This is a genomic window from Bacillus cereus group sp. BfR-BA-01453 (genome assembly GCF_022662915.1).
In the GTDB taxonomy this organism is placed as follows: domain Bacteria; phylum Bacillota; class Bacilli; order Bacillales; family Bacillaceae_G; genus Bacillus_A; species Bacillus_A paranthracis.
Window position 1 is genome coordinate 59,791 of the sequence record NZ_JAKUEN010000005.1, and the last position, 21,844, is coordinate 81,634.

Here is a 21,844-nt window from a genome sequence, read left to right on the forward strand (position 1 = left end):
ATATGAAAAAAAGATGGATACTACTTGGTATCGTAGCGATGATACTCATTGTTGGAGTAGCAGGAGTCAATTATAAAATGTATAAGGATAAGCAGGCACGCGAGGTAAATGTAAATAACATATTTCCGAAAGCGAAAGAAACGATTGCGAATATGGATGGGGATATTGCGGTAATTAGTAATCCGAATTCGATGCTTGTGCTTGTGAATAAAAATAGGCGTTTACCAGATGGGTATAAACCGCCAGATTTAGTTATTCCGAAAGTGCGCTACTCAAGTGAAGGTGATCAAGAAAAGAAAAAAATGAGGAAAGAGGCAGCCGGTGCGCTTGAGGAAATGTTTCAGCAAGCGGATAAGGAGCGTGTTTTCTTATTTGCAGTTTCTGGATTTAGATCTTTTGATCGACAAAAAGCGTTAAATACGATGTATAAAAAGCAAGATGGAGAAGCAAAAACAGCGATGTCGAGTGCAGTTCCTGGAACGAGTGAACATCAAACGGGGCTTGCTATGGATATTACATCGCAATCTGCTAAGTTTCAGTTAGAGACAATTTTTGGTGAAACGAAAGAAGGGCAGTGGCTTTCTGAAAATGCCCATAAATTTGGTTTTGTCATTCGATATACGAAAGAGAAGGAGTCGCTTACTGGTTATCGATATGAACCATGGCATGTAAGGTATGTGGGGAATCCACAAGCTACATATTTATATGAAAATCAACTCACGCTTGAAGAAGTAGCGCAGTGAACAATTGAGGGGAGAGAAGGGTTATGACGGTGTTATATAATAAAAAAGTACACGCATATGTGACAAGAGAAAAAGAAGGAGTTATGCAACTGCTTGTTTTTAAACATCGTGATATACCTGAAGCTGGTATACAAATACCAGGAGGAACAGTGGAAGAAGGGGAAACATTAGAAGCAGCGATTTTACGTGAAGTACAAGAAGAGACTGGATTACGTCATTTATGCATAGAACGATTCCTAGCTGATTACATCATACATGTGAAAGAAAAAAAGGAATATCAAAAACGCCATTTCTTCCACGTAACATTACTAACAGATGTAAAAGATAGTTGGGAACATATTGTAAGTGCCGGTGAGGAAGATGAAGGCTTAGTATTTTGCTACGAATGGATTGATATTGCGAAATACCCTGAATTAGCAGGGAAACAAGGTGAGTTTTTACATTTGTTAGATGAAGTATATGTAAAGTAAGAAAAGAGTCTGAAGCGGACGTTTATACGTTTCAGACTCTTTTTATTTTTCAGGAAATAAAAGGTTTTTATATTGGTAAGTTGAATTCTTATAGAGGGATTGTAGTTGTATATGTGAGGAGCGGAGAAAATGAAAAAGTAATAGAGAAATGCTATCAATAAAGGGTTATAGAAGGAGAATGAAAATGGAGATGCAGTTCAATACACTATTACAAAAAGAATTAACAATTCATGATATACAAAGAGCGATGGAAGATGGAAAGTTAACTTCAAAAGAACTAGTTATGTATTACCTTCATAGAATCGCAAAGTATGATCAAGATGGACCGGAAATTAATTCTATTTTAGAAATCAATCCAGAAGCCATCTTTATTGCTGAAGCGTTAGATTATGAAAGAAAGATTAAAGGTAAAAGAGGTCCATTACATGGTATACCGGTTTTACTTAAGGATAATATTGAAACGAATGACTCTATGCATACAAGTGCAGGTACAATTGCGCTAGAACAACATATAAGTAGTGAAGATGCATTTCTCGTTACGAAGCTGCGAGAAGCAGGGGCAGTGATAATCGGGAAAACAAATATGACAGAATTAGCAAATGCAATGTCTTTTGAAATGTGGGCTGGATATAGTGCAAGAGGTGGTCAAACAATCAATCCTTACGGTACAGGTGACGATGATATGATTGTTGGTGGCTCAAGTACAGGATCTGCCATAGCAGTTGCTGCTAACTTTACAGTAGTATCGGTTGGAACAGAAACAGATGGTTCTATTTTGAGTCCAGCTGTTCAAAACTCTGTAGTAGGTATTAAACCGACTGTTGGTTTAATTAGTCGTAGAGGTATTATTCCGTTCACATATTCGCAAGATACAGCCGGTCCATTTGCTAGAACCGTAACAGATGCAGCAATCTTACTAGGGAGTTTAACTGGGGTAGATGAGAAAGATGTAGCTACTCATAAAAGTGAAGGGATAGCAGAGCGTGATTATACGAAATACCTTGATGTTAATGGGTTAAATGGAACAAAGATTGGTGTATATAACAACGCACCAAAAGAATATTATGAAACTGGTGAGTATGATGAAAAATTGTTTAAGGAAACAATTGAAGTATTGCATAGTAAGGGTGCGACAGTCGTAGAGGATATTAATATTCCATCTTTTCATAGAGAATGGAGCTGGGGAGTATCGCTCTATGAACTAAAGCATAGTTTAGATAACTATCTTTCGAAATTACCTTCTACTATTCCAGTACATTCTATTTCAGAGTTAATGGAGTTTAATGAAAATATAGCAGAAAGGGCTTTGAAATATGGACAAACTAAGTTAGAAAGAAGAAAAGATTTTCCTAATACGTTAAGAAATCCAGAGTATTTGAATGCGAGATTAGAAGATATATATTTTTCACAAGAACAAGGCATTGATTTTGCACTGGAAAAATATAATCTTGATGCGATTCTGTTCCCTTCTTATATAGGCTCCACTATATGTGCGAAAGCAGGTTATCCGTCTATAGCAATACCTGCGGGATATATGGATAACGGGAGACCATTTGGAATTACGCTTGCAAGCACTGCTTTTCGTGAGGGGACTTTAATTAAACTCGCATACGCTTTTGAACAAGCGACAAAGCATCGGAAATCTCCTAACTTATCATAAATAAATAGGACAGGAAATCCTGTCTTATTTATTTTGTTCATTAAAGTAACATGTTTTTTTGCTTTGTCTTATCATATTTTAATAAGTTAAATGATAAACAAGCAGAGCACAATATAAGGATTGAAGCGAGAATATAGATTGTACGAACACCGAACAAATCGGTAATAATGCCAACACTCAGCATAGAAAGGCCAGAAGCTGTTGAGAGAAGAGCGCCGTGAGCTGTATACATCTTTGATAATAAAGATGGAGCAACGCTGGATTGTAAAACAGTTGTTTGAGAAATATCTCTAATTTGGTAACATGGGCCCATTAGAATGCATAGGAATAGCGCAATAAACCCGCTACTTGTTATACCATATAAAAATGTAAGAATACTAAACAGAAGAGAGCCTATCGCCATAGAGCGTATTAAATTGTTTTGAATGTATGTACTCATTTTCCACGCTAATAGACCGCCAATTAACGTCCCAACATAATAACTTGTATTAATAAATCCCCACCATTCTTCTCCTTTATGAAGGACAGTTGTTACATAAGCCATCGTAATAGCACCGATCCATATCGTCCCTGCAAAAGTTTCAATTAAGTCCATACATGTAACAGTACGGAGAGAAGGGTTTTGAAATAAGAGCTTCCAACCTTCCAATAAAGTATCACCTTTTGAAGAAGAAGGCTCTATTACTCGTTCAGTATGTATGGATTGTAATGAAAAGTGTAGTGCAACACATCCGAAAATCATCAAAATATTATTCATCATGAGTGTAGAAGAAGCACCGATAAGAAGCACAATAACACTTGTAAATGAATAAGCAGCGGCTTGGGCAATTTGTGTGGAAAAGGAAAAAATACTATTTACTTTTACTAATTTTTCTTTCGGTGTAAGGCGCGGAAGAATACCGTATAGTAATGGAGCGCTCCAGCCACTACATAATGAAATGAAAAAAATGAAAATGAATAGTACTACAATGTTTGTGGAAAGGACCGGGAATAATATCATTAATAAAAATAATAGAGCAGTTTTTATCCATTGTAGTGTAAACAGTAATGAATAAGATGGAAAACGATTCATTATAAGTGGTGCAGATGTATTTGCTATAAGATTAGTTATGACTTGTAATAATGGAAAAAAAGCAGTTAATGTAGCTGATTTCGTTGTGATATACATATGAGTTGTAATAATCATTATGTATACGATGTCTGCGAGAGTAATGCATATTTTCGATCCTAAATAGTAAGTCAATGAACGTTTTTGCAATAAGTACACACCCTTTCTGGGGAAAATATGACAGTAGTTATAATAATTATAATTTGAAAAATAAATTTTGAAAGAATTAAATTTTTTGTCACTTTTTGAAAGGGATTTTCATGTATAATGAAGAATATATTAATATAGTATTTTAATAATACTCATTGTAACAGTGAAAATGTACAATAGCTTGTAGTAAGCGCCCACGTATGAGAAAGGGCGGATAAACCATTCTTTTCTTCATATACATATAGAAAATGAGAAAGAAAGTGAGGGTTGCATATGGCTGCTTGGGTAATTTGGTTTATAATAGCTGGTATTTTATTTATTGCGGAAATGTTGTCGATTACATTTTACATGCTTTGGCTTGGAATTGGAGCTGTTGTCGGAGGTCTTATTGCTTTGTTTGTTCCTGAAGCACTACTGTTACAAGTTATTGTTGGTGCGATTGTAAGTTTAACATTGACTTTCTTTACGAAAAGAATTTCAAAAAACTTTCGAGAAGCAAAAGGTTTTACTGATACAGTAGATATGCTTGCAGGTAAAAAAGGGATTGTTATGCAAGCGATTACAAATGAGGCGAACGGCATTGTGAAAGTGGATGGAGATACTTGGACAGCTATTGCAGATGATCCAATTGATGCCGGAGAAAAAGTTATTGTTATAAAGAGGCATAGTACTATATTACAAGTAAAAAAGGAGAGTGAATAAATATGGTAGCATTAACGTTAACGATTATTTTTGCACTAATTGTTGTTACATTTATCGCATTAACAATTAAAATTATTCCACAGCAAAAAGTTGGAGTCGTTGAAAGATTTGGTAAGTTTCAGCGCGTTATGCAGCCGGGATTAAATTTATTAATTCCGATTGTGGATCGCGTTCGCGTATATCACGACTTGCGTATTCAACAAACGAATGTACCACCGCAGAAGGTAATTACGAAAGATAATGTACAAGTGGAAATTGATACAATTATTTTCTATCAAGTCGTTGAACCTGAACTTGCGACATATGGTATTTCGAACTATGAATATGGTGTTCGTAACATTACTTCAGCAACGATGCGTCAAATCATTGGTAAAATGGAACTGGATGAAACGTTATCTGGTCGTGAAAAAATTTCAACTGAAATTCGCTTAGCGCTTGATGAAGCAACAGAAAAATGGGGCGTTCGCATTGAACGTGTTGAAGTTGTCGATATTAACCCGCCAAAAGATGTGCAAGCGTCAATGGAAAAACAAATGAAAGCAGAACGTAATAAACGTGCGATCATATTAGAAGCTGAAGCTGCAAAACAAGATAAAGTCCTTCGTGCTGAAGGGGAAAAGCAAAGTAAAATCTTAATGGCTGAAGGGGATAAAGAAGCACGTATTCGAGAAGCAGAAGGTATTAAAGAAGCAAAAGAATTAGAAGCGCAAGGGGAAGCAAGAGCGATTGAGGAAATTGCGAAAGCAGAACAAAATCGAATTGAATTACTTCGTGAAGCAAATTTAGATGAGCGTATACTTGCTTACAAATCATTTGAATCATTAGCTGAAGTTGCGAAAGGGCCAGCAAATAAAGTCTTTATTCCATCTAATGCAATTGAAACACTTGGTACTCTCGGGGCAATTGGAGAAATCTTTAAAGAAAAACAAGCGAAGAAACTGCCTTTAAATAATACAGAAAAAGAACAATAAGAGTGAAAAAGAGAAATGGGATGCCATTTCTCTTTTTTATTATAGAAAATTCAGAGTATGATATAATGGAATTTTTCGGATATTAAAAAAGGGAGTGAAGAAACATGCAAATACTACTAATACGCCACGGAGAATCAGAAGCTGATATTTTAAACGTACATGAAGGACGAGCTGATTTTGAATTAACAAAAAAAGGAAGAAAACAAGTGCAAAGACTTGTACAGAAAGTGAAAGCAGATTTTCCGCCAGATTTCATTTGGGCAAGTACATTAAAACGTGCTCGCGAAACTGGTGAAACGTTAGCAGAAGGAATTGGGTGCCCAATTCAATTAGAACAGGAATTAATGGAGTTTAATAATGGAGTGCAAGCAGGTCTTTCATTTGAAGAAGCTAAGAAATATCCAGAGCCAAAGTTTCTTCATGACCGATTTGAAAACGGGGAATCATTTATTGAATTTAGAATGAGAATAGAAGGCATCTTTTCTAAAATCGTAACAGAGAATACATATAACCGAATTGCAATTGTTGCACACGGTGGTGTAATAAATAGTCTATTACGTGCGTTTTTCAAAATGCCAATTTCAATGGACTATTATTTTAAAATAGGAGATACGGGAATAAGCTTAATTGAAATTGACGGTGAACAAAAAACGGTACATTTTATTAATGATACGAATCATTTGCACGGGATGTAGAGAATTATGTACAAAGTTGTATTTTTCGATGTTGACGGTACACTTTTAAGTGAGATTGATAGAAGTATGCACGACAGCACAAAGGAAGCGATACGAAGATTAATGGATAAAGGGATTCATGTAGTTGTTACTACAGGGAGACCATATAGCTTATGTTCGCAATTTAAAGAGCTGGGCATACATACAATTATTTCTGCAAATGGTGCACATATTAAGTGTGAGGAAACGGTTCTACATAAATCAGTACTTTCAAGTGAAATCGTTCATGATATCTCAGAGTTTGCAGAATTACATGGTCACGGTGTTTCTTATTTTACAGAGGATTTTGCAATGAACGGAATAGCCTCGGATAATGAGCGTGTAATGCAAGCGCTTAGCGAGACGTTGAATTTAGAGAAGTATCCAGAAAAAAGCAGGGATTTGTCAGAAGAAATCTATTGTTTATGTCTGTATGCAGATGAAATAGAAGCTCAAAAATTTCTTAAAAGATATCCGATGCTTACATTTGATCGTTTTCATAATTACGTTATAAATGTATTGGAAAATAGTAAAGTATCGAAGCTAACTGCAATTCAAAAAGTATTGGAGCATTTAAATATTTGTAAATCAGAAGCGGTTGCTTTTGGTGACGGTAGAAATGATATTGAGATGTTGCAGTATGTAGAATTAGGTATTGCGATGGGGAATGCTGGAGAAGAGTTAAAAACAAGAGCTGATTTCGTTACAAAGAAGGCGAGTGAAGGTGGTATTTTATTTGCCTTAGAGAAGTTTCATATCGTCTAACATACCTTTATTGAAATAAAGGTATGTTAGGATCTTTTATATGCTCACATAGTAAAATATGAACTTGTCCACGATGATGATAAAAGTGTGTAACAATTTCCAGCAACCATTCAAAGCGTGAATAAGAAATACCCCAATAAGCAGTCTTAATTTCTGCTAATTGTTCATTGGAATAAGATAAAAAAGTTTTAGAAAGTAAATCGTAGCCCTGTATCATCGTTTGTTGTATTTGCATAATTGTTTCGGGTGTTTGTTCTTTATAGAAAGTATGTAGCTCTTTTTCTGTAATACCATTTAAAATGAGTAAATCAGCATGGCAAATAAGAGAAAGATGTGCACACATTTCAAATAATGATCGCTTCGAGTGAATTGGTTGTATTTTTAATTCGTCTTCTTTATATTGGTTAAGCATTTGAATAGAAGTATCGACAGCAACTTTAAGTTGATGCAATGCAGATTGTACAAACATTGTAATTCTCCTCTTCTCCGTATATAATAGTTTCTTGAGGGTATTATATCGTACTCAAAATTCCGAAAATTCTAGTAGTTTGACTAGCATATTGAAAAGTATTATATTGTAAAAGGTCATATGAAACGTGAAGTAGAATGGAATGCAATTATTGAGTTAGGAGTTAGACCAATGAGTTTGAAATATGGAAGAGATACAATTGTTGAAGTTGACTTAAATGCAGTAAAACATAATGTAAAAGAATTTAAAAAACGTGTGAATGATGAAAATATTGCAATGATGGCTGCTGTAAAAGCAAATGGGTATGGCCACGGAGCAGTTGAAGTTGCGAAAGCTGCTATTGAAGCTGGAATAAACCAGCTTGCAGTTGCATTTGTAGATGAAGCGATAGAGTTAAGAGAAGCAGGAATTAACGTGCCGATTTTAATTTTAGGCTATACGTCAGTAGCAGCTGCGGAAGATGCAATTCAGTATGACGTTATGATGACTGTTTATAGAAGTGAAGATTTACAAGGTATAAATGAAATTGCAAACCGTCTTCAAAAGAAAGCGCAAATTCAGGTGAAAATTGATACAGGAATGAGTCGCATTGGTTTACAAGAAGAAGAGGTTAAACCATTTTTAGAAGAATTAAAACGTATGGAGTATGTAGAGGTAGTAGGAATGTTTACACATTACTCTACGGCAGATGAAATCGATAAATCATATACGAATATGCAAACAAGTTTATTTGAGAAAGCTGTCAATACAGCAAAAGAATTAGGAATTCATATTCCATATATTCATAGTTCAAATAGTGCAGGTTCAATGGAACTTAGCAATACATTTCAAAATATGGTTCGTGTCGGTATCGGAATTTATGGAATGTATCCTTCAAAAGAGGTAGATCATTCAGTTGTTTCTCTGCAGCCTGCGTTGTCGTTAAAATCAAAAGTAGCCCATATTAAGCATGCGAAGAAAAATCGCGGTGTAAGTTATGGGAATACGTATGTAACGACTGGTGAAGAATGGATTGCCACTGTACCGATTGGTTATGCTGATGGCTATAATCGTCAGTTATCTAATAAAGGGCATGCATTAATAAATGGAGTTCGAGTACCTGTTATTGGCCGTGTTTGTATGGATCAGCTCATGTTAGACGTTTCCAAAGCAATGCCAGTGCAAGTAGGAGACGAAGTAGTATTCTACGGTAAACAAGGTGAAGAGAACATCGCAGTAGAAGAAATAGCGGATATGTTAGGTACAATTAACTATGAAGTTACATGTATGTTAGACAGAAGAATCCCGCGAGTGTATAAAGAAAATAATGAAACGGCTGCTATTGTAAATATACTAAGAAAAAACTGAATCGTTATGATTCAGTTTTTTTTATTTTTGACAAATGAAAAATGCTCTGTTTGTACCGTGTGATTGAATGTCCTTAAAACCTACGGATTCTAGCGAAGAAATTATTTCTTCATTGGAATAACAAGCTTCTTCAAAAGAAAAGTCACTTCTTGTCCAATTATTATCTATGTCATGTTGAAATAGTATAAAGTTCATGACTGCTTTTTTATTGTCATTATCATATGTAGAATCGATTGTACAAACATATTCCGTTTCTGAAATGTGAAAGGACGCGCTCCAGTTTTCTAGAAAACCTTTTTCCATATTCATATCAAATACGAATGTACCCTCACTATGTAATATAGAATAAACATTACGAAAAACACTTTTTAATTCATCTAATTTTAAAATATGGTTTAAGCTATCACCAGTAGAGATAACATAGTGAAATTGTTTATTTATATTGAAATAACGAGCATCATCGACAATAAAGGTTGCGTCTGGCGCGTTTTGACGTGCATATTCGATCATTTGAGCAGAACCATCTATACCAGTTACTACAAAAGAATTATCAATTAATTTCTTAGTAAAGTGACCAGTCCCGCAGCAAAGATCTAAAATATGAGAATGTGGTGGTGCATATTGTAAAACGAGTTTTTCAAAAAGTAGATAAGCCTGTTCAGCATAATGCCCCCAATGTTTATTATAAATGGATGCGAAAATATCATAATCAGAATAAATTAGCTTTTTAGACATATGTATTCACCTCAAAATTCATTACATTATAATAGTCATGCTTCATTTTCATTTCAAAACCACATTGCTTATATAATTTTAATGCGTGGTTATTTTTCGTTTCGACGTCTAATTCAATTGTTGAAACTCCTTTTGTAATAAGGATATGTACCATGGACGTAAGAATATCTTTACCATATCCTTTACCTTGATAGGAAGGATGAACGGCGAATCCTGATAGTATAGTAGATTGCTCTTGTTTAGAAATTGTAATTGTTCCTATCACTTTTTCATCGATAAGAGCACAATACACTTGATGAAAAGGTGAATTCATCATTTTTTGTAACCATATAGAGGTATTTTCTACTGAATCTTCAAAGGCTTGACTGGAAAGATCAATAAGATCAAGAAGTGATTCTGAAGATGCAAGAGTGAGCTGTATAGTATTCTTTGGTGGTTTTTGCACTTCTGTTGCTTGGAACTCCATACTATATTCACTATATAAATAAGGTAACTTCATATGCTTTGCAAATTCTTTCCCAGAAGCAGACTCTCCATTCATAATAAGAAGAGCTTCGTCTGCCCCTCTTAATCGTATTTCTTGCATTGCGGTTTGTAAAAGAGTAGTACCTATATGTTGTTTCCTATAGTTCGGATGAACAAAGCCTAATAACTCAAGTTTGGTAGGTCTTTCAAAGTCATACATACTTAATGCACCGGCTAATTGAGTATCGTCATAGAGTAAAAAGTCATGTATCTCTTCTTTATTACGAGCAGTTAAAAAGTTTACATGTAAATCTGACGAGTAATCAATTTGATCGTGTTGCCCGCAAATATGAGCTAAATCTTTCATTTGCTGAATTTCGTTTACTGTTAAAGATTTCTTTCGTTCAATATTCATTTCACAATCCCTCACCTTCGCATTTAAAAATAGGATGGATGACTTAGCCACTTTTCTAATTCCACACTGCCCTGAACAGATAATAAACGGTACAAATATCGATAGGGACGTCTACATTCTACAAGATTAGGAATAGGCATGATGGTTTCATAACCTTGTTTAAAAGCATGAGCTTCCTTTTCTGTAAATACATATTCTAAGCCGATAAAATCAAATTCTCGAGGAGCAACTGCGTAAGCTTCTGTATCTACTAAACCTGTAATAGTTGTACCATCTGATAAAAACTGAGTAGGGTCCATATCAATTAAAACGAGCGTTGCTTCCTTTGGTACCGATAAGGAAGAAAGTTGTTGTTCAAAAGTAGGAAATGCGTTACGGATGCTCGTGTTATCGGAATAAAACCTATTTACAAGTTCTTTACTGACTTTTAATATGTGAGACTTAAAGTCTTCTAGTAGAACTTGGAAAGTACCTGATGGATTTCCTATAAAATTTGCTTGAAACGAATGAATTTCTGCTAGTCCTTTTCCAAAGCTGAATAAAATTGAATCAGATTGTCCGACAAAGGATTGCAGCGTACTTCCTGTTAGTTTTTCGACACTAACATACTTTCGGCCATTTAAAACATGTTTTTGCAAAATAGTGGGGATGGGCAAGTTAGTATGCTTTTTCAATAATTCGTGTATAAGTTCTAAATGATGGACGTTCCTTGGATCAATTCCGAATAGGTTTTTACATCCCCACCAAAAATCATTATTTGGTTCTTCAGTCATTTTTGAGGAACGAACAATAACTTCTTCAAATGCTGTTTTAACAAGAAACACATCGCTTGCATGTTTTTCATAACCTGGGTGTAAAGTTTGAATAGATAAAATAGGTGAAGCGAATAGTTGTTGTAGCATGAAGTTGCTCCTTTTTCTGTAAATTCTATAAAATCTATAAATTCATTATATAACAGAATATGTTCCAAGTGGATAATGATAGGAATAACATTGAACTTACATACATTCATGGGGAGAAATCAGTGTGTAAATTATATTTTTCTATTTTTGTGCGAATTATCAAAATAATTTCTGTTAATAAATCTATAAAAATACCCAAATGTAAATCTCTTATTTTTCAGTAAATGAAGAGTTAAGTGTTCTTTTATGAGAGTTATAATGTAGGTTATGAAAAATATTTCTCAATAATAAAATGAAGAGAAAAATGTGAAGAAATAGAATAGATTCCTTTATAATAGTTTTAAATTAATTAATATAATTAATTATTAATAATATTAGATAGGAGAGGATATGATGGCAAACGTACTCGTAATAAATTTCCCTGGAGAAGGTCATATAAATCCGACTTTAGCTATTGTAAGTGAGTTAATTCGGCGAGGGGAGACAGTTGTTTCGTATTGCATTGAAGATTATAGAAAGAAGATTGAAGCAACAGGTGCACAATTCCGAGAGTTTGAGAATTTCCTCTCTCAAATTAATATTATGGAGCGAGTAAATGAAGGTGGGAGTCCTTTGACGATGCTGTCTCATATGATGGAAGCATCAGAACGTATTGTTACTCAAATTGTAGAAGAAACAAAAGGGGAAAAGTACGATTATTTGATATATGATAATCATTTTCCAGTAGGACGTATTATAGCCAATGTTTTAAAATTACCTAGTGTCTCTTCTTGTACAACGTTTGCTTTTAATCAGTACATTACTTTTAACGATGAACATGAATCAAGAGAAGTAGATGAAATGAATCCATTGTATCAATCTTGTTTAGCGGGAATGGAAAAATGGAACAAACAGTATGGAATGAAATGTAATAGTATGTATGATATTATGAACCATCCAGGTGATATTACGATTGTGTATACTTCAAAAGAATATCAGCCGCGTTCAGATGTATTTGATGAATCGTATAAGTTTGTTGGTCCATCAATTGCTACGCGTAAAGAAGTAGGGCGATTTCCTATGGAAGATTTAAAAGATAAAAAATTGATTTTCATTTCTATGGGAACAGTTTTTAATGAACAACCTGAGCTATATGAAAAATGTTTTGAAGCTTTTAAAGATGTAGAAGCGACAGTCGTATTAGTTGTTGGTAAGAAGATAAATATAAGTCAATTTGAAAACATTCCTGATAACTTTAAGGTGTATAATTATGTGCCACAATTAGAACTATTACAGTATGCTGATGTATTCGTGACACACGGCGGTATGAATAGTTCGAGTGAAGCACTATATTACGGTGTCCCGTTAGTTGTAATTCCGGTAACAGGAGATCAGCCTTTAGTTGCGAAACGAGTAAATGAAGTAGGGGCTGGAATAAGGCTAAATCGTAAAGAACTCACTTCTGAATTGTTACGAGAGTCTGTAAAGAAAGTGATGAATGATGTAACGTTTAAGGAAAATAGTCGTAAAGTTGGAGAGTCACTTCGAAATGCTGGTGGATATAAAAGGGCAGTTGATGAAATATTTAAAATGAAAATGAATTCGTACTTGAAACTTAAATAAATGCTTGAGGCACACTTACTACAATGGGTAAGTGTGCTTCAATAAAAAATTACATGAAAATCACTATAAAGGTGAAACTTTTGTGTATATAAACTGATATCTTTGTATTAGTAGAGAAATTACGTTAAAATAATACTAAGAAAATATATAAGTTTTGGGGGTAATGAATGAAGAAAGTATTTGAATACGTATTATTAACAATTGGCTCAATTATTGTAGCAGGTTCATTAGAGCTTATTTTAGCGCCTAATGGATTAGTAGATGGCGGGGTAACAGCCATTGCTATTATGGCGAATAAAGTTGCAGGATTGCCGCTTTATGGAGTGTTCTTGGGGATTAATATCCCGATTTTATTATTTACTGCAAAAGTAATGGGAAAGAAGTTCTTTATCCGTACGTCCTATGCAAATGTTGTGACAACACTCGGATTGATTTATTTGAAACCATTTCCAGCAATTACAACTTCTGAATTGTTAATTGTTCTTTATGGAGGAGTTCTATTTGGTGTTGGTGTAGGGATTGTAGTAAAAATGGGCGGAGCAATTGATGGATCAGAAATGTTAGCTGTTTGGATGAATAAACATTTTAAAGTGCCGATTAGTACATTTTTACTTGCTGTAAATGCGGTTATTTTCATCTTTGTTGCCATTTTGTTTTCAATTGAACAAGCGATGTTCTCATTAGCAATTTTCTATATTGTTACGAAGATGATTGATTTCATATTAGATGGCATTAATCAAGGAAAGAGCGTTATGATTATTTCTGGTAAAAATAAAGAAATAGGCGATCTACTTATGGAAGAATTGCAATTATCCGTTACGTATCTACATGGAGAAGGTGGTTTTTTAGGAGAACATAAGAGAATCATTTATTGTATTACAAACCGTTTCATTTATCCGAAAATGAAAGATCTCGTTCTCTCTGTAGATCCAACTGCTATAATTGAAGCGTCTTATTCAACAGAAACAACTGGTGTCAAACGTCCGGGAAGGGCAGCGAGGTCAGAAAAATAGTAAATGAAAATAGCTCCACGTAAGTATAACTTACGTGGAGCTATTCTTATGTAGGGAACCACGCTTTTTTCAGTAATTTGACAACAGTTTTGATACAATCTTCTGGAATACTGCCAAAACCGAGCAATACATATGACTCCTCCCTCACATTATGAACAGAATCGTATGTGGAGAGAGGGTATAACTTAATACGTTCTTTTGCAGCTGAATGAATAAGTTCTTGTTCATTCATCCCGTTATGAACGTGAAGTACAATATGAAGTCCGGATTGTTCACCGAGTATATGCACGTTATTTCCCATTTCGTTTGTAATAGATTTAATTAAAGAAATATGTTTTCTTTTATATAACATACGACTTCGGTTAATATGACGTTCCCAATCACCGCTTTGAATAAAGGTAGCAAAGGTAAGCTGTTGCATGGTAGAAACCGTTTGTTTATACATACCACCGAGTTCTTTATAGGTTTTTAGCAGATGAGGTGGTAAAACGATATATCCCATTCGTAAAGAAGGCAAAAAAGATTTCGAAAAAGTTCCCATATAAATAACACGTTCATTTGAATCTAGCCCCTGTAAAGAAGGAATAGGTTTTCCAATATAGCGAAATTCTCCATCATAATCATCTTCAATAATATACCCCTTACAATCATTCGCCCATTTTAATAACTCGAGTCTTCTAGATAATGGCATAATGATTCCGAGTGGAAACTGGTGAGATGGAGTGACATATGCCACATTGGAACCGGATTCACGTAAAGCGGAAATATGAATCCCTTTATCGTCTAAAGGGATCGGGTGAACAGGAAGGCCACAACTTTGAATCATAGCAGGTATACGGTGAAATCCAGGATTTTCGATTCCGTATTCTTTTTTTGAACCAAGTAGTTGAAGGAGTAGCCAAAGAAGAGGCTGCGTACCTGCTCCAATAATAATTTGATTAGGTGAAGAATGTACCCCGCGAGCATGGTATAAATATTTTGAAATATGTTCTCGTAGAACGAGCTCACCTTGTGGATCCTCTTTAGCAAATAATTCATTTTCATACTGAAATAAAGTTTCGTGTAACGCTCTTTTCCAGTTTGTTATGGGAAAAGCTTTTTGATCAATAAGTCCTTGACTACAATCATAATCATATTGTTCGCTTTCTTTAATGTTAACAATGTTTGACGCAATTTGCTGTTTCTTTTGAATGACATCAATATCAACTTCCGCAACAAAAATCCCGCGTTTCGGTTTGCTTTCTACATACCCTTCAGCTTGTAATTGTTGATAAGCGGATTCAACTGTAATACGGCTCACATTAAGTTGCATAGCTAAATTTCTATGAGAAGGAAGGCGTGTACCAGCACGTAGTGATCCTTGAGAGATTTCTCGTTTCATATATTCGTAAATTTGTAAGTAAATAGGTGTTTTATTTTGTAACATTAATGGGATAGTCAGATCCATTTGTAGACGCTCCTTTTTATACTGGCCTTATAAAAAAGAATAGAACTGTCACTTAAACTAAGGGCAGTCGCTTTCTATAATGATGATATAACATTTAGAAAATTTTATAAATAGTAAGGAGAGAATCATAATGAATATTAAAGAAGTAGTAACAGAAGCGGATTTACACGATGTATTTCCTGTATTACAGCAATTACGAACAAAACTTCCAAGAGAAGAAGCAAGTTGTTTATTTCAAAAAATGAAAGAAGAAAACTATAAACTATTTTCGCTACGTAATGAAGAGGGAGCAGTGGTTAGTCTAGCTGGTGTAGCAATTTGTACGAATTTTTATAATGAGAAACATGTTTATGTATATGACCTTGTAACTGCGGAAGCTCACAGATCAAAAGGGTATGGTAATGTTCTGCTGTCGTATGTAGAAAAATGGGGGAAAGAAAAAGGGTGCAGTTCTATCGTTCTTACATCTGCGTTTCCAAGAATGGATGCACATCGTTTTTATGAGAGAGAGGGCTTTAATAAGGTAAGCTATTCTTTTTATAAAGCGTTATAATACTAAGTAGGTTCCGTGTGTAAAAATATATGGAACCTATTTTCTTTTTCAGATTTGGGTTAGGGACAGGTCTAGTCATATAATTTGTCGAATATTAGAAATTAACATGGGAATGTTGAATTTGGGGAAGGTTAGGGGCGTTTATACTTGGAAAAAATAAAGGAATTATCTATACCAAATGATGTAAGAGTCATTATTATTTCTGATATTCATGGAGAATTAGATCTTTTTAAGGAACTACTACATAAAGTTAATTTTCAAGATGAAGATTATTTAATTATTAATGGCGATCTTTGTGAGAAAGGAAGAAATAGTATTGGTGTCGTAAACTATGTGATGGATCTAGTAGTTAGTAAGCCAAATGTGTATGTAATAGAAGGGAATTGTGAGGTTGTAGTTGAAGCACTTGTAAACGAAAATCCTGCGCTAATAAATTATTTATGTACGAGAAAGAATACAATTTTAAATGAATGGCTAGCACAATTGAATGTTACCGTTCATGAAGAAAGTGATATTTGTGAAGTGAAAAACATATTGATGTGTCATTTCTCAAAAGAAATAAAGTGGCTAACAGAATTACCAACAGCGATTGAAACGGAAGATTATATCTTTGTACATGCTGGCCTTGAAGATAGAGAGGATTGGAAAGAAACAGAACGAAAAAACGCGATAGCAATGCCGGAGTTTTTCAATAAATCACATAGAGCACATAAATATGTAGTTGTCGGTCATTGGCCTGTTGTAAACTATTCAGATAAAGCACCGTCTAACAATCCAGTTATTGATAAGGAGAAAAAGATGATTGCGATTGATGGGGGAAATGCGATTAAAGAGGCAGGGCAATTAAACGCATTCATCATTCAGAGGGAACCAACAGGAGATATGTTTTCTTATACATATGTAGACTATTTTCCAGAATATGAAGTGATTGCAGATTTTAATGCGAACACAGAAATGCAGGGCGGGGTTACCTATCCGTATTATTACATAAAGCTGATAGAGAAGGGGCAAGAATACACAATATGTAAGCAAAAGGAAACGAATACATTACTTTCTGTGAAAAATGAATACATTAGGCAACTTGAGTCAGGTGAGTACACAGTGAAAACCGATATTTCTTGTGCACAAATAAGTGTAAGCAAAGGGGACATTGTTTCGCTCATTGATGGAAGCTGTTCAGGATATGATTTAGTTAAAAGAGATGGAATAGAGGGCTGGATAAAGAAAGGTATTTTAGTTGAGATAGAAAAATGAAAAAGAAAATGTTTAGCTGAAGTAGGAGGTATAGAACCTCCTATTTTTTATTACCTTTTTAAATGAGTAGATTGCTTGCTGTCTTTCATAAGTAAGTAAATCGTACTCGGTAAAATGACAAGCGTCATTCCTAAAATAATTACAAGTATAGCATAACCCCTATACGGAGCAGGAACAATAAATGGAAGCGCGGACAGGAAAATACCTGCTATTATCATTGAAATACTACAAATATTTGAAGCTCTTTTTTCAAGGTGCTTATCATTCCATTCCAATGAAACTGTTGATTTACTCGTATCAATTTTGGAGCTGAAATAACCTAGTAATATAAATAAAAGCCCTAATGCTAAAAATATGAAATGATCAAGAGGAAGTGAAAAGCCAAGAGCGATAAGGGCAATGACAATATCAACAAAAAATAAGAATAGTAAAATTGCGTTGCTGATCAAATGGAGAAATTTCTGGTTACTCGCTGCTTTAGATAAAGCTAAAAATAAAAAGAATACGAAGGAACATATAATTATATTTACGATAACAAAAGTAGCTTTATCCATTGTTGATGTAGGTGTTCCATTGAAGTCCCATTTCGTAACAATATTTGATGGTAAGAAGAAATAGAGAATAATATTTGTCGTAACAATAGTGAGAAATAAAGTAATACTAAATCGATTATTCATTGAATCACCAGCTTTCTACATGAATAATTGGTATCTTATAACAAAATTATACAATATAATAAACGATATCTGTTTTGATTTTTCAGAAAAAATATTATAATTATATATGAAATAAAGAGGAGTGTAGGAGGAAATTATGAAAAGCGTAATCATAAAAGGGGATAGAGTAACAATTCGTACAATTGAAGAATCAGATATAAAAACATTATGGAATCTCGTGTTTAAAGAAGAAAATCCAGAATGGAAAAAATGGGATGCACCGTATTTTCCGTTTTCAATGCAAGAATACTCATCCTATAAGGAAAAGATGCAAACTCGTTTAAAAGAAGAACCGCTATCCAATTTAATTATAGAAAATAACGGTCAAGTTATAGGGACGGTCGGATTTTATTGGGAGTATAAACCGACGCGTTGGTTGGAGATGGGAATTGTCATTTATAATCCGGCTTACTGGAATGGCGGCTACGGTACAGAAGCGTTAACGTTATATCGGGATTTACTATTTGAAAAGATGGAGATTGGTAGAGTAGGGCTCACGACTTGGTCTGGCAATGAACGAATGATGAAAGTGGCGGAGAAAATAGGAATGAGCTTAGAAGGTAGAATGCGAAAATGCCGTTATTATAACGGAACGTACTATGACTCTATTCGAATGGGAATGATTCGTGAAGAATGGGAAGCGCTATGTGTAAAGGGGTGAAGGGATATGTACGCTATTATTGCTACATTTGATCGTGTATTTACTAATAAAATTACAGAATTGCAAAATGAATTAACAAATATCATTGGCACAAATCAATTAGCCGGAGCAGAACCTCATATTACGTTAGCTGATTATAATGAGTTAAATGTTCATTTGTATAAGGAGAAATTAGGGGAGTTTGTAGTTATGCAAGAAAATACGGACCCAGTAACTTTTCCTTCTGTTGGAGTTTTTCCTACTAACGGAACAGTCTTTTTAGCACCGACTGTTACTGATGCATTGTTAAAATTTCATCATTCTTATCATGATTATTTTAACAATTTTCATGACAACCAAAATTCATATTACGTACCGGGAAAGTGGGTTCCGCATTGTACGATTGCAAATAGATTACATACAAATCAGTTTTTAAGCGTAATGGAATATATTTATGAAAAATTTGATTTTGCAACAGCTTCAATTGAGAAATTAAAATTAATAAAGGTGAATTATGAAAATGGTTCTGCCATTTCTTCTCGTATATTAGCAGAATATAATTTAAAGAGAATGGAGACATCGAGATGACATATGTAATTAGAGAAATGAAGCAGGAAGATATTCATGCTGTACAATCAGTAGCGAAAATAGCTTGGCATGATACATACGAAGGCATTATTCCGAGAGAGATTCAAGACAGTTTTTTAGACGAGGCTTATTCTGATGAAAAAATGAAATATCGTCTTGAGAATACACATTTATTCGTTGCAGAAGAAGAGGGAGAAGTCATTGGCTTTGCAAATTTTTCACCTGTTAGACTGCAAAACGAAGCAGAATTAGGAGCAATTTATTTGTTACCAGAGCAACAAGGGAAAGGGATAGGAAGTGCTTTATTACAAAAAGGGTTAACAGTATTAAAAGGAATTCGGAAACTATACATTCATGTAGAAGCAGCGAATGAAAAAGGAAAACGTTTTTATGATGCGAAAGGTTTTGCACAATTAGAAGAATTTGAAGAAGATTTTGAAGGACATATGATGCAGACAGTAAGGATGGTTTTATACATATAAGGAGGACTAGAAATGAAGATATTTGATTTTAGTGAAAAAGTAGGAAAACACATAGCAGCCTTTCAATCTAATTTCATAATGTCGAAAATATTAAACCAAAAAGGAAATGTACATATTGGTGCTATGCATTTACGAGAGAATGGAATAATTGGATATCATGAAGCAGTTGTATCGCAACTGCTTCTTATTGTGGACGGAGAAGGATATGTATGCGGAGAAGATAAAGAAAAAGTAAAGGTGGAAGCGGGACAAGCTGTGTTTTGGGAGAAGGGGGAATTTCATGAAACGAGTACGGAAAAGGGATTGATGGCAATTGTAATTGAGTCGGAGGAACTTGAGAAAGGAGTTTTAATGAAAGAAGTGGGTAAATTTGATGATAAAGGTGTGTAAGGAGGGGATTACTATGCGCAAAGTTACACAAATAGTAATCTGTGCAGCAGCAGTACTATTAATCACACTAGCTATGATAACCGGAGAGACGTGGAAAGATAAAATTGTTATTTCGCTAGCTGTTCTTATATTTACTGGATTTTCTCTAGTATGGAACACATTTGTTATAAATCTTATGGAGAAATTCAATAGAAAAAGGGGTAAATAAATGCGACCTTTCAAGCGAATGAGAACTATATATTTAATAACAGTACCTATTATTGCATTACTCTCATTATTTTTTCCACAGTCATTAGGAGATCGAATACTTACTTTCTTTTTTGTACTTGTTTTTGGCGGATTAGCAATTGGATTTACATATTTGATGAATTTTATTAACGAAGCAAAAGATAAAAGAGGATAAATAAAAAAGTTTCCAGTGGGGAAGGTAGTAAAACTCAAAGGTGTAGATTTGTATAGTTTGAGAAGACGGAAAAGGAGACATAGGATGATAAAAATTGCAAGAGTAGTAATGATTATAGCAATTTTAATAGTAATCATTGCAGGACTAATAACTCCCTTTTCGTTAAAAGAAAAGGGAGTACATACACTAGGTATGGTCGTTTATGGTGCAATCGGGTTAGGTGGACTTACATTATTAGATTACATTATAAAAAAGCAAAGAAAAGAGAAATAAATAAAAATTTTACCAATCGGAAAAGTAGTTGGTGGTCTATTTGTAAAGTTAAAAAACAAGGGGAATAAGAGAATGTTAAAATCGTCAAAAATCATTAAAATTATTGGGTTTATAGTAATGGCTATTGCTAATAGAATTTTCCCTTTTATACTTGTATTCGATGCAATGCCTCTTGGGAGTACAAACTTAGTAGAATACATAACTAATAAATTTAGAGAGAATAGAAATAATTAGTTTGTTTAAGAAAGTAAGGATCTGATTTATTGTAGATATAATTCTGTTAATTGTTAATGCTGGTGAATGAAAAATTTTCTTTTCAGTTTTAGAAAGAAGTGTGAAGATAATTTGAATGTGCGTAAAGGTACAAAAATATTTATATGCACTTTTGGATTAATAATGATGATACTATCAATGGTAGTACAGAACACATGGAAAGATAGAATTATAGTTGCTTTAGTTGCAATTTTATTTACTGTAATTTCTCTAGTGTGGAACTCTGTTGTTATTAATATCATTCAAAAATTTAATAAAAAGATAGATAAGGAACAGCAGGATGATGAAAATCGCGAAAATTGTAATGATTATAGTAGTTGTAATTTCAATCATTGTTGGACTAATGGGACCATATTCAATTAAGGAAAAGGTAATATATACATGTAGTATGGTTTTCTGGGGAGCTATGGGGATCGGAGCTATTACTTTAATGGATTATATTAGCAGAAGGATAAAAAAATGAAACTTGGATTAATGAGTATTTCTGATAGAAGGAAAATTAGACGAGTATTTCTTTTCTATAAATTGAAATGAAGAGAAATTTGTATTTATTATATTATTCTAAATGTAGATGAATACAAATTCAGTTAATATG

At 34.0% G+C, this 21,844-nt stretch carries 27 protein-coding genes; 20 read left to right on the forward strand and 7 right to left on the reverse strand.

Annotation, left to right across the window (positions count from 1 at the left end; all coding sequences use genetic code 11):
• Nucleotides 1-2 precede the first annotated feature (2 nt).
• The 3 genes from MR070_RS12605 to MR070_RS12615 all read left to right on the forward strand — a co-directional run bounded on the left by MR070_RS12605 (nucleotide 3) and on the right by MR070_RS12615 (nucleotide 2,873).
• Nucleotides 3-743, forward strand: a complete 741-nt coding sequence (locus tag MR070_RS12605; protein ID WP_242261421.1) for a M15 family metallopeptidase — start codon at nucleotides 3-5, stop codon at nucleotides 741-743.
• Nucleotides 744-766: 23 nt separating this feature from the next.
• Nucleotides 767-1,213 carry an NUDIX hydrolase gene (locus MR070_RS12610; RefSeq protein ID WP_242261422.1) on the forward strand — a complete coding sequence of 149 codons (447 nt, stop codon included), beginning with the start codon at nucleotides 767-769 and terminating at the stop codon, nucleotides 1,211-1,213.
• 184 nt (nucleotides 1,214-1,397) lie between these two features.
• Nucleotides 1,398-2,873 (forward strand): amidase family protein, encoded by a 1,476-nt coding sequence (locus MR070_RS12615; RefSeq protein ID WP_242261423.1) that lies wholly within the window; start codon nucleotides 1,398-1,400, stop codon nucleotides 2,871-2,873.
• 40 nt (nucleotides 2,874-2,913) lie between these two features.
• Here MR070_RS12615 and MR070_RS12620 read toward each other — a convergent pair whose 3' ends face one another.
• The gene (locus tag MR070_RS12620) at nucleotides 2,914-4,131 is read right to left on the reverse strand and encodes an MFS transporter (protein WP_242261424.1); all 1,218 of its coding nucleotides are present in this window, start codon (nucleotides 4,129-4,131) and stop codon (nucleotides 2,914-2,916) included.
• A 273-nt stretch (nucleotides 4,132-4,404) separates the two neighbouring features.
• On the opposite strand from MR070_RS12620, the gene MR070_RS12625 reads away from it, so the two are divergent.
• From MR070_RS12625 to MR070_RS12640, 4 genes are all read left to right on the forward strand, one after another.
• Nucleotides 4,405-4,833, forward strand: coding sequence for an NfeD family protein (locus MR070_RS12625; RefSeq protein WP_000741988.1), 429 nt, complete (start codon nucleotides 4,405-4,407; stop codon nucleotides 4,831-4,833).
• A 2-nt stretch (nucleotides 4,834-4,835) separates the two neighbouring features.
• On the forward strand, nucleotides 4,836-5,804 hold the full coding sequence (locus tag MR070_RS12630; RefSeq protein WP_000226261.1) for an SPFH domain-containing protein: 969 nt from the start codon (nucleotides 4,836-4,838) through the stop codon (nucleotides 5,802-5,804).
• Between the two features lie 104 nt (nucleotides 5,805-5,908).
• Complete coding sequence (locus MR070_RS12635) at nucleotides 5,909-6,499, forward strand: histidine phosphatase family protein (RefSeq protein ID WP_139895538.1); 591 nt, start codon at nucleotides 5,909-5,911, stop codon at nucleotides 6,497-6,499.
• A gap of 6 nt (nucleotides 6,500-6,505) precedes the next feature.
• Complete coding sequence (locus MR070_RS12640) at nucleotides 6,506-7,282, forward strand: Cof-type HAD-IIB family hydrolase (RefSeq protein WP_139895537.1); 777 nt, start codon at nucleotides 6,506-6,508, stop codon at nucleotides 7,280-7,282.
• Nucleotides 7,283-7,289: 7 nt separating this feature from the next.
• Here the strand turns inward: MR070_RS12640 and MR070_RS12645 are convergent, their stop codons facing one another.
• On the reverse strand, nucleotides 7,290-7,751 hold the full coding sequence (locus MR070_RS12645) for a DinB family protein (protein WP_000498022.1): 462 nt from the start codon (nucleotides 7,749-7,751) through the stop codon (nucleotides 7,290-7,292).
• A gap of 171 nt (nucleotides 7,752-7,922) precedes the next feature.
• Between MR070_RS12645 and alr the strand changes: the two genes are divergently transcribed.
• Nucleotides 7,923-9,098 (forward strand): alanine racemase, encoded by a 1,176-nt coding sequence (gene alr, locus MR070_RS12650; protein WP_041184210.1) that lies wholly within the window; start codon nucleotides 7,923-7,925, stop codon nucleotides 9,096-9,098.
• Between the two features lie 21 nt (nucleotides 9,099-9,119).
• Here the strand turns inward: alr and MR070_RS12655 are convergent, their stop codons facing one another.
• Genes MR070_RS12655 through MR070_RS12665 form a run of 3 tightly spaced genes read right to left on the reverse strand, consistent with a single transcriptional unit; the run spans nucleotide 9,120 to nucleotide 11,615 of the window.
• Nucleotides 9,120-9,833, reverse strand: a complete 714-nt coding sequence (locus MR070_RS12655) for a class I SAM-dependent DNA methyltransferase (protein WP_044790776.1) — start codon at nucleotides 9,831-9,833, stop codon at nucleotides 9,120-9,122.
• Nucleotides 9,826-10,713 (reverse strand): GNAT family N-acetyltransferase, encoded by an 888-nt coding sequence (locus MR070_RS12660; protein ID WP_044790777.1) that lies wholly within the window; start codon nucleotides 10,711-10,713, stop codon nucleotides 9,826-9,828. Before MR070_RS12660 ends, MR070_RS12655 begins: the two co-directional genes overlap by 8 nt.
• A gap of 23 nt (nucleotides 10,714-10,736) precedes the next feature.
• Nucleotides 10,737-11,615 (reverse strand): nitrate reductase, encoded by an 879-nt coding sequence (locus tag MR070_RS12665; protein ID WP_242261425.1) that lies wholly within the window; start codon nucleotides 11,613-11,615, stop codon nucleotides 10,737-10,739.
• Between the two features lie 393 nt (nucleotides 11,616-12,008).
• Here MR070_RS12665 and MR070_RS12670 point away from each other — a divergent pair, with 393 nt between their 5' ends.
• Both MR070_RS12670 and MR070_RS12675 read left to right on the forward strand, forming a co-directional pair.
• Nucleotides 12,009-13,217 carry a macrolide family glycosyltransferase gene (locus MR070_RS12670; RefSeq protein ID WP_000024484.1) on the forward strand — a complete coding sequence of 403 codons (1,209 nt, stop codon included), beginning with the start codon at nucleotides 12,009-12,011 and terminating at the stop codon, nucleotides 13,215-13,217.
• Between the two features lie 167 nt (nucleotides 13,218-13,384).
• Complete coding sequence (locus MR070_RS12675) at nucleotides 13,385-14,230, forward strand: YitT family protein (protein WP_242261426.1); 846 nt, start codon at nucleotides 13,385-13,387, stop codon at nucleotides 14,228-14,230.
• Between the two features lie 46 nt (nucleotides 14,231-14,276).
• Here the strand turns inward: MR070_RS12675 and pdxR are convergent, their stop codons facing one another.
• Nucleotides 14,277-15,677, reverse strand: coding sequence for a MocR-like pyridoxine biosynthesis transcription factor PdxR (gene pdxR / locus MR070_RS12680; RefSeq protein WP_000366289.1), 1,401 nt, complete (start codon nucleotides 15,675-15,677; stop codon nucleotides 14,277-14,279).
• A gap of 130 nt (nucleotides 15,678-15,807) precedes the next feature.
• On the opposite strand from pdxR, the gene MR070_RS12685 reads away from it, so the two are divergent.
• Together MR070_RS12685 and MR070_RS12690 are read left to right on the forward strand one after the other, a co-directional pair.
• Nucleotides 15,808-16,230, forward strand: coding sequence for a GNAT family N-acetyltransferase (locus MR070_RS12685; protein WP_001021907.1), 423 nt, complete (start codon nucleotides 15,808-15,810; stop codon nucleotides 16,228-16,230).
• Nucleotides 16,231-16,377: 147 nt separating this feature from the next.
• Nucleotides 16,378-17,484 (forward strand): metallophosphoesterase, encoded by a 1,107-nt coding sequence (locus MR070_RS12690; RefSeq protein WP_242261427.1) that lies wholly within the window; start codon nucleotides 16,378-16,380, stop codon nucleotides 17,482-17,484.
• A 50-nt stretch (nucleotides 17,485-17,534) separates the two neighbouring features.
• Here the strand turns inward: MR070_RS12690 and MR070_RS12695 are convergent, their stop codons facing one another.
• On the reverse strand, nucleotides 17,535-18,161 hold the full coding sequence (locus MR070_RS12695; RefSeq protein WP_044790782.1) for a DUF1648 domain-containing protein: 627 nt from the start codon (nucleotides 18,159-18,161) through the stop codon (nucleotides 17,535-17,537).
• 136 nt (nucleotides 18,162-18,297) lie between these two features.
• On the opposite strand from MR070_RS12695, the gene MR070_RS12700 reads away from it, so the two are divergent.
• The 8 genes from MR070_RS12700 (at nucleotide 18,298) to MR070_RS12735 (ending at nucleotide 21,712) form a co-directional block, all read left to right on the forward strand.
• Entirely contained in the window at nucleotides 18,298-18,861 is a 564-nt protein-coding gene (locus MR070_RS12700) for a GNAT family N-acetyltransferase (RefSeq protein WP_044790783.1), read from the forward strand.
• Between the two features lie 6 nt (nucleotides 18,862-18,867).
• On the forward strand, nucleotides 18,868-19,428 hold the full coding sequence (locus tag MR070_RS12705) for a 2'-5' RNA ligase family protein (protein ID WP_000270878.1): 561 nt from the start codon (nucleotides 18,868-18,870) through the stop codon (nucleotides 19,426-19,428).
• The gene (locus tag MR070_RS12710) at nucleotides 19,425-19,910 is read left to right on the forward strand and encodes a GNAT family N-acetyltransferase (RefSeq protein ID WP_000222824.1); all 486 of its coding nucleotides are present in this window, start codon (nucleotides 19,425-19,427) and stop codon (nucleotides 19,908-19,910) included. Before MR070_RS12705 ends, MR070_RS12710 begins: the two co-directional genes overlap by 4 nt.
• Nucleotides 19,911-19,922: 12 nt before the next feature.
• Nucleotides 19,923-20,300: a cupin domain-containing protein gene (locus MR070_RS12715; RefSeq protein WP_087959634.1), complete on the forward strand. Its 378-nt coding sequence runs from the start codon at nucleotides 19,923-19,925 to the stop codon at nucleotides 20,298-20,300.
• 13 nt (nucleotides 20,301-20,313) lie between these two features.
• Entirely contained in the window at nucleotides 20,314-20,508 is a 195-nt protein-coding gene (locus tag MR070_RS12720; protein ID WP_087959635.1) for a hypothetical protein, read from the forward strand.
• Nucleotides 20,509-20,703 carry a hypothetical protein gene (locus tag MR070_RS12725; protein ID WP_242261428.1) on the forward strand — a complete coding sequence of 65 codons (195 nt, stop codon included), beginning with the start codon at nucleotides 20,509-20,511 and terminating at the stop codon, nucleotides 20,701-20,703. It begins immediately after the preceding gene.
• A gap of 84 nt (nucleotides 20,704-20,787) precedes the next feature.
• Complete coding sequence (locus tag MR070_RS12730) at nucleotides 20,788-20,976, forward strand: hypothetical protein (RefSeq protein WP_000589991.1); 189 nt, start codon at nucleotides 20,788-20,790, stop codon at nucleotides 20,974-20,976.
• 556 nt (nucleotides 20,977-21,532) lie between these two features.
• On the forward strand, nucleotides 21,533-21,712 hold the full coding sequence (locus MR070_RS12735; protein WP_071736247.1) for a hypothetical protein: 180 nt from the start codon (nucleotides 21,533-21,535) through the stop codon (nucleotides 21,710-21,712).
• Nucleotides 21,713-21,844: the final 132 nt, after the last annotated feature.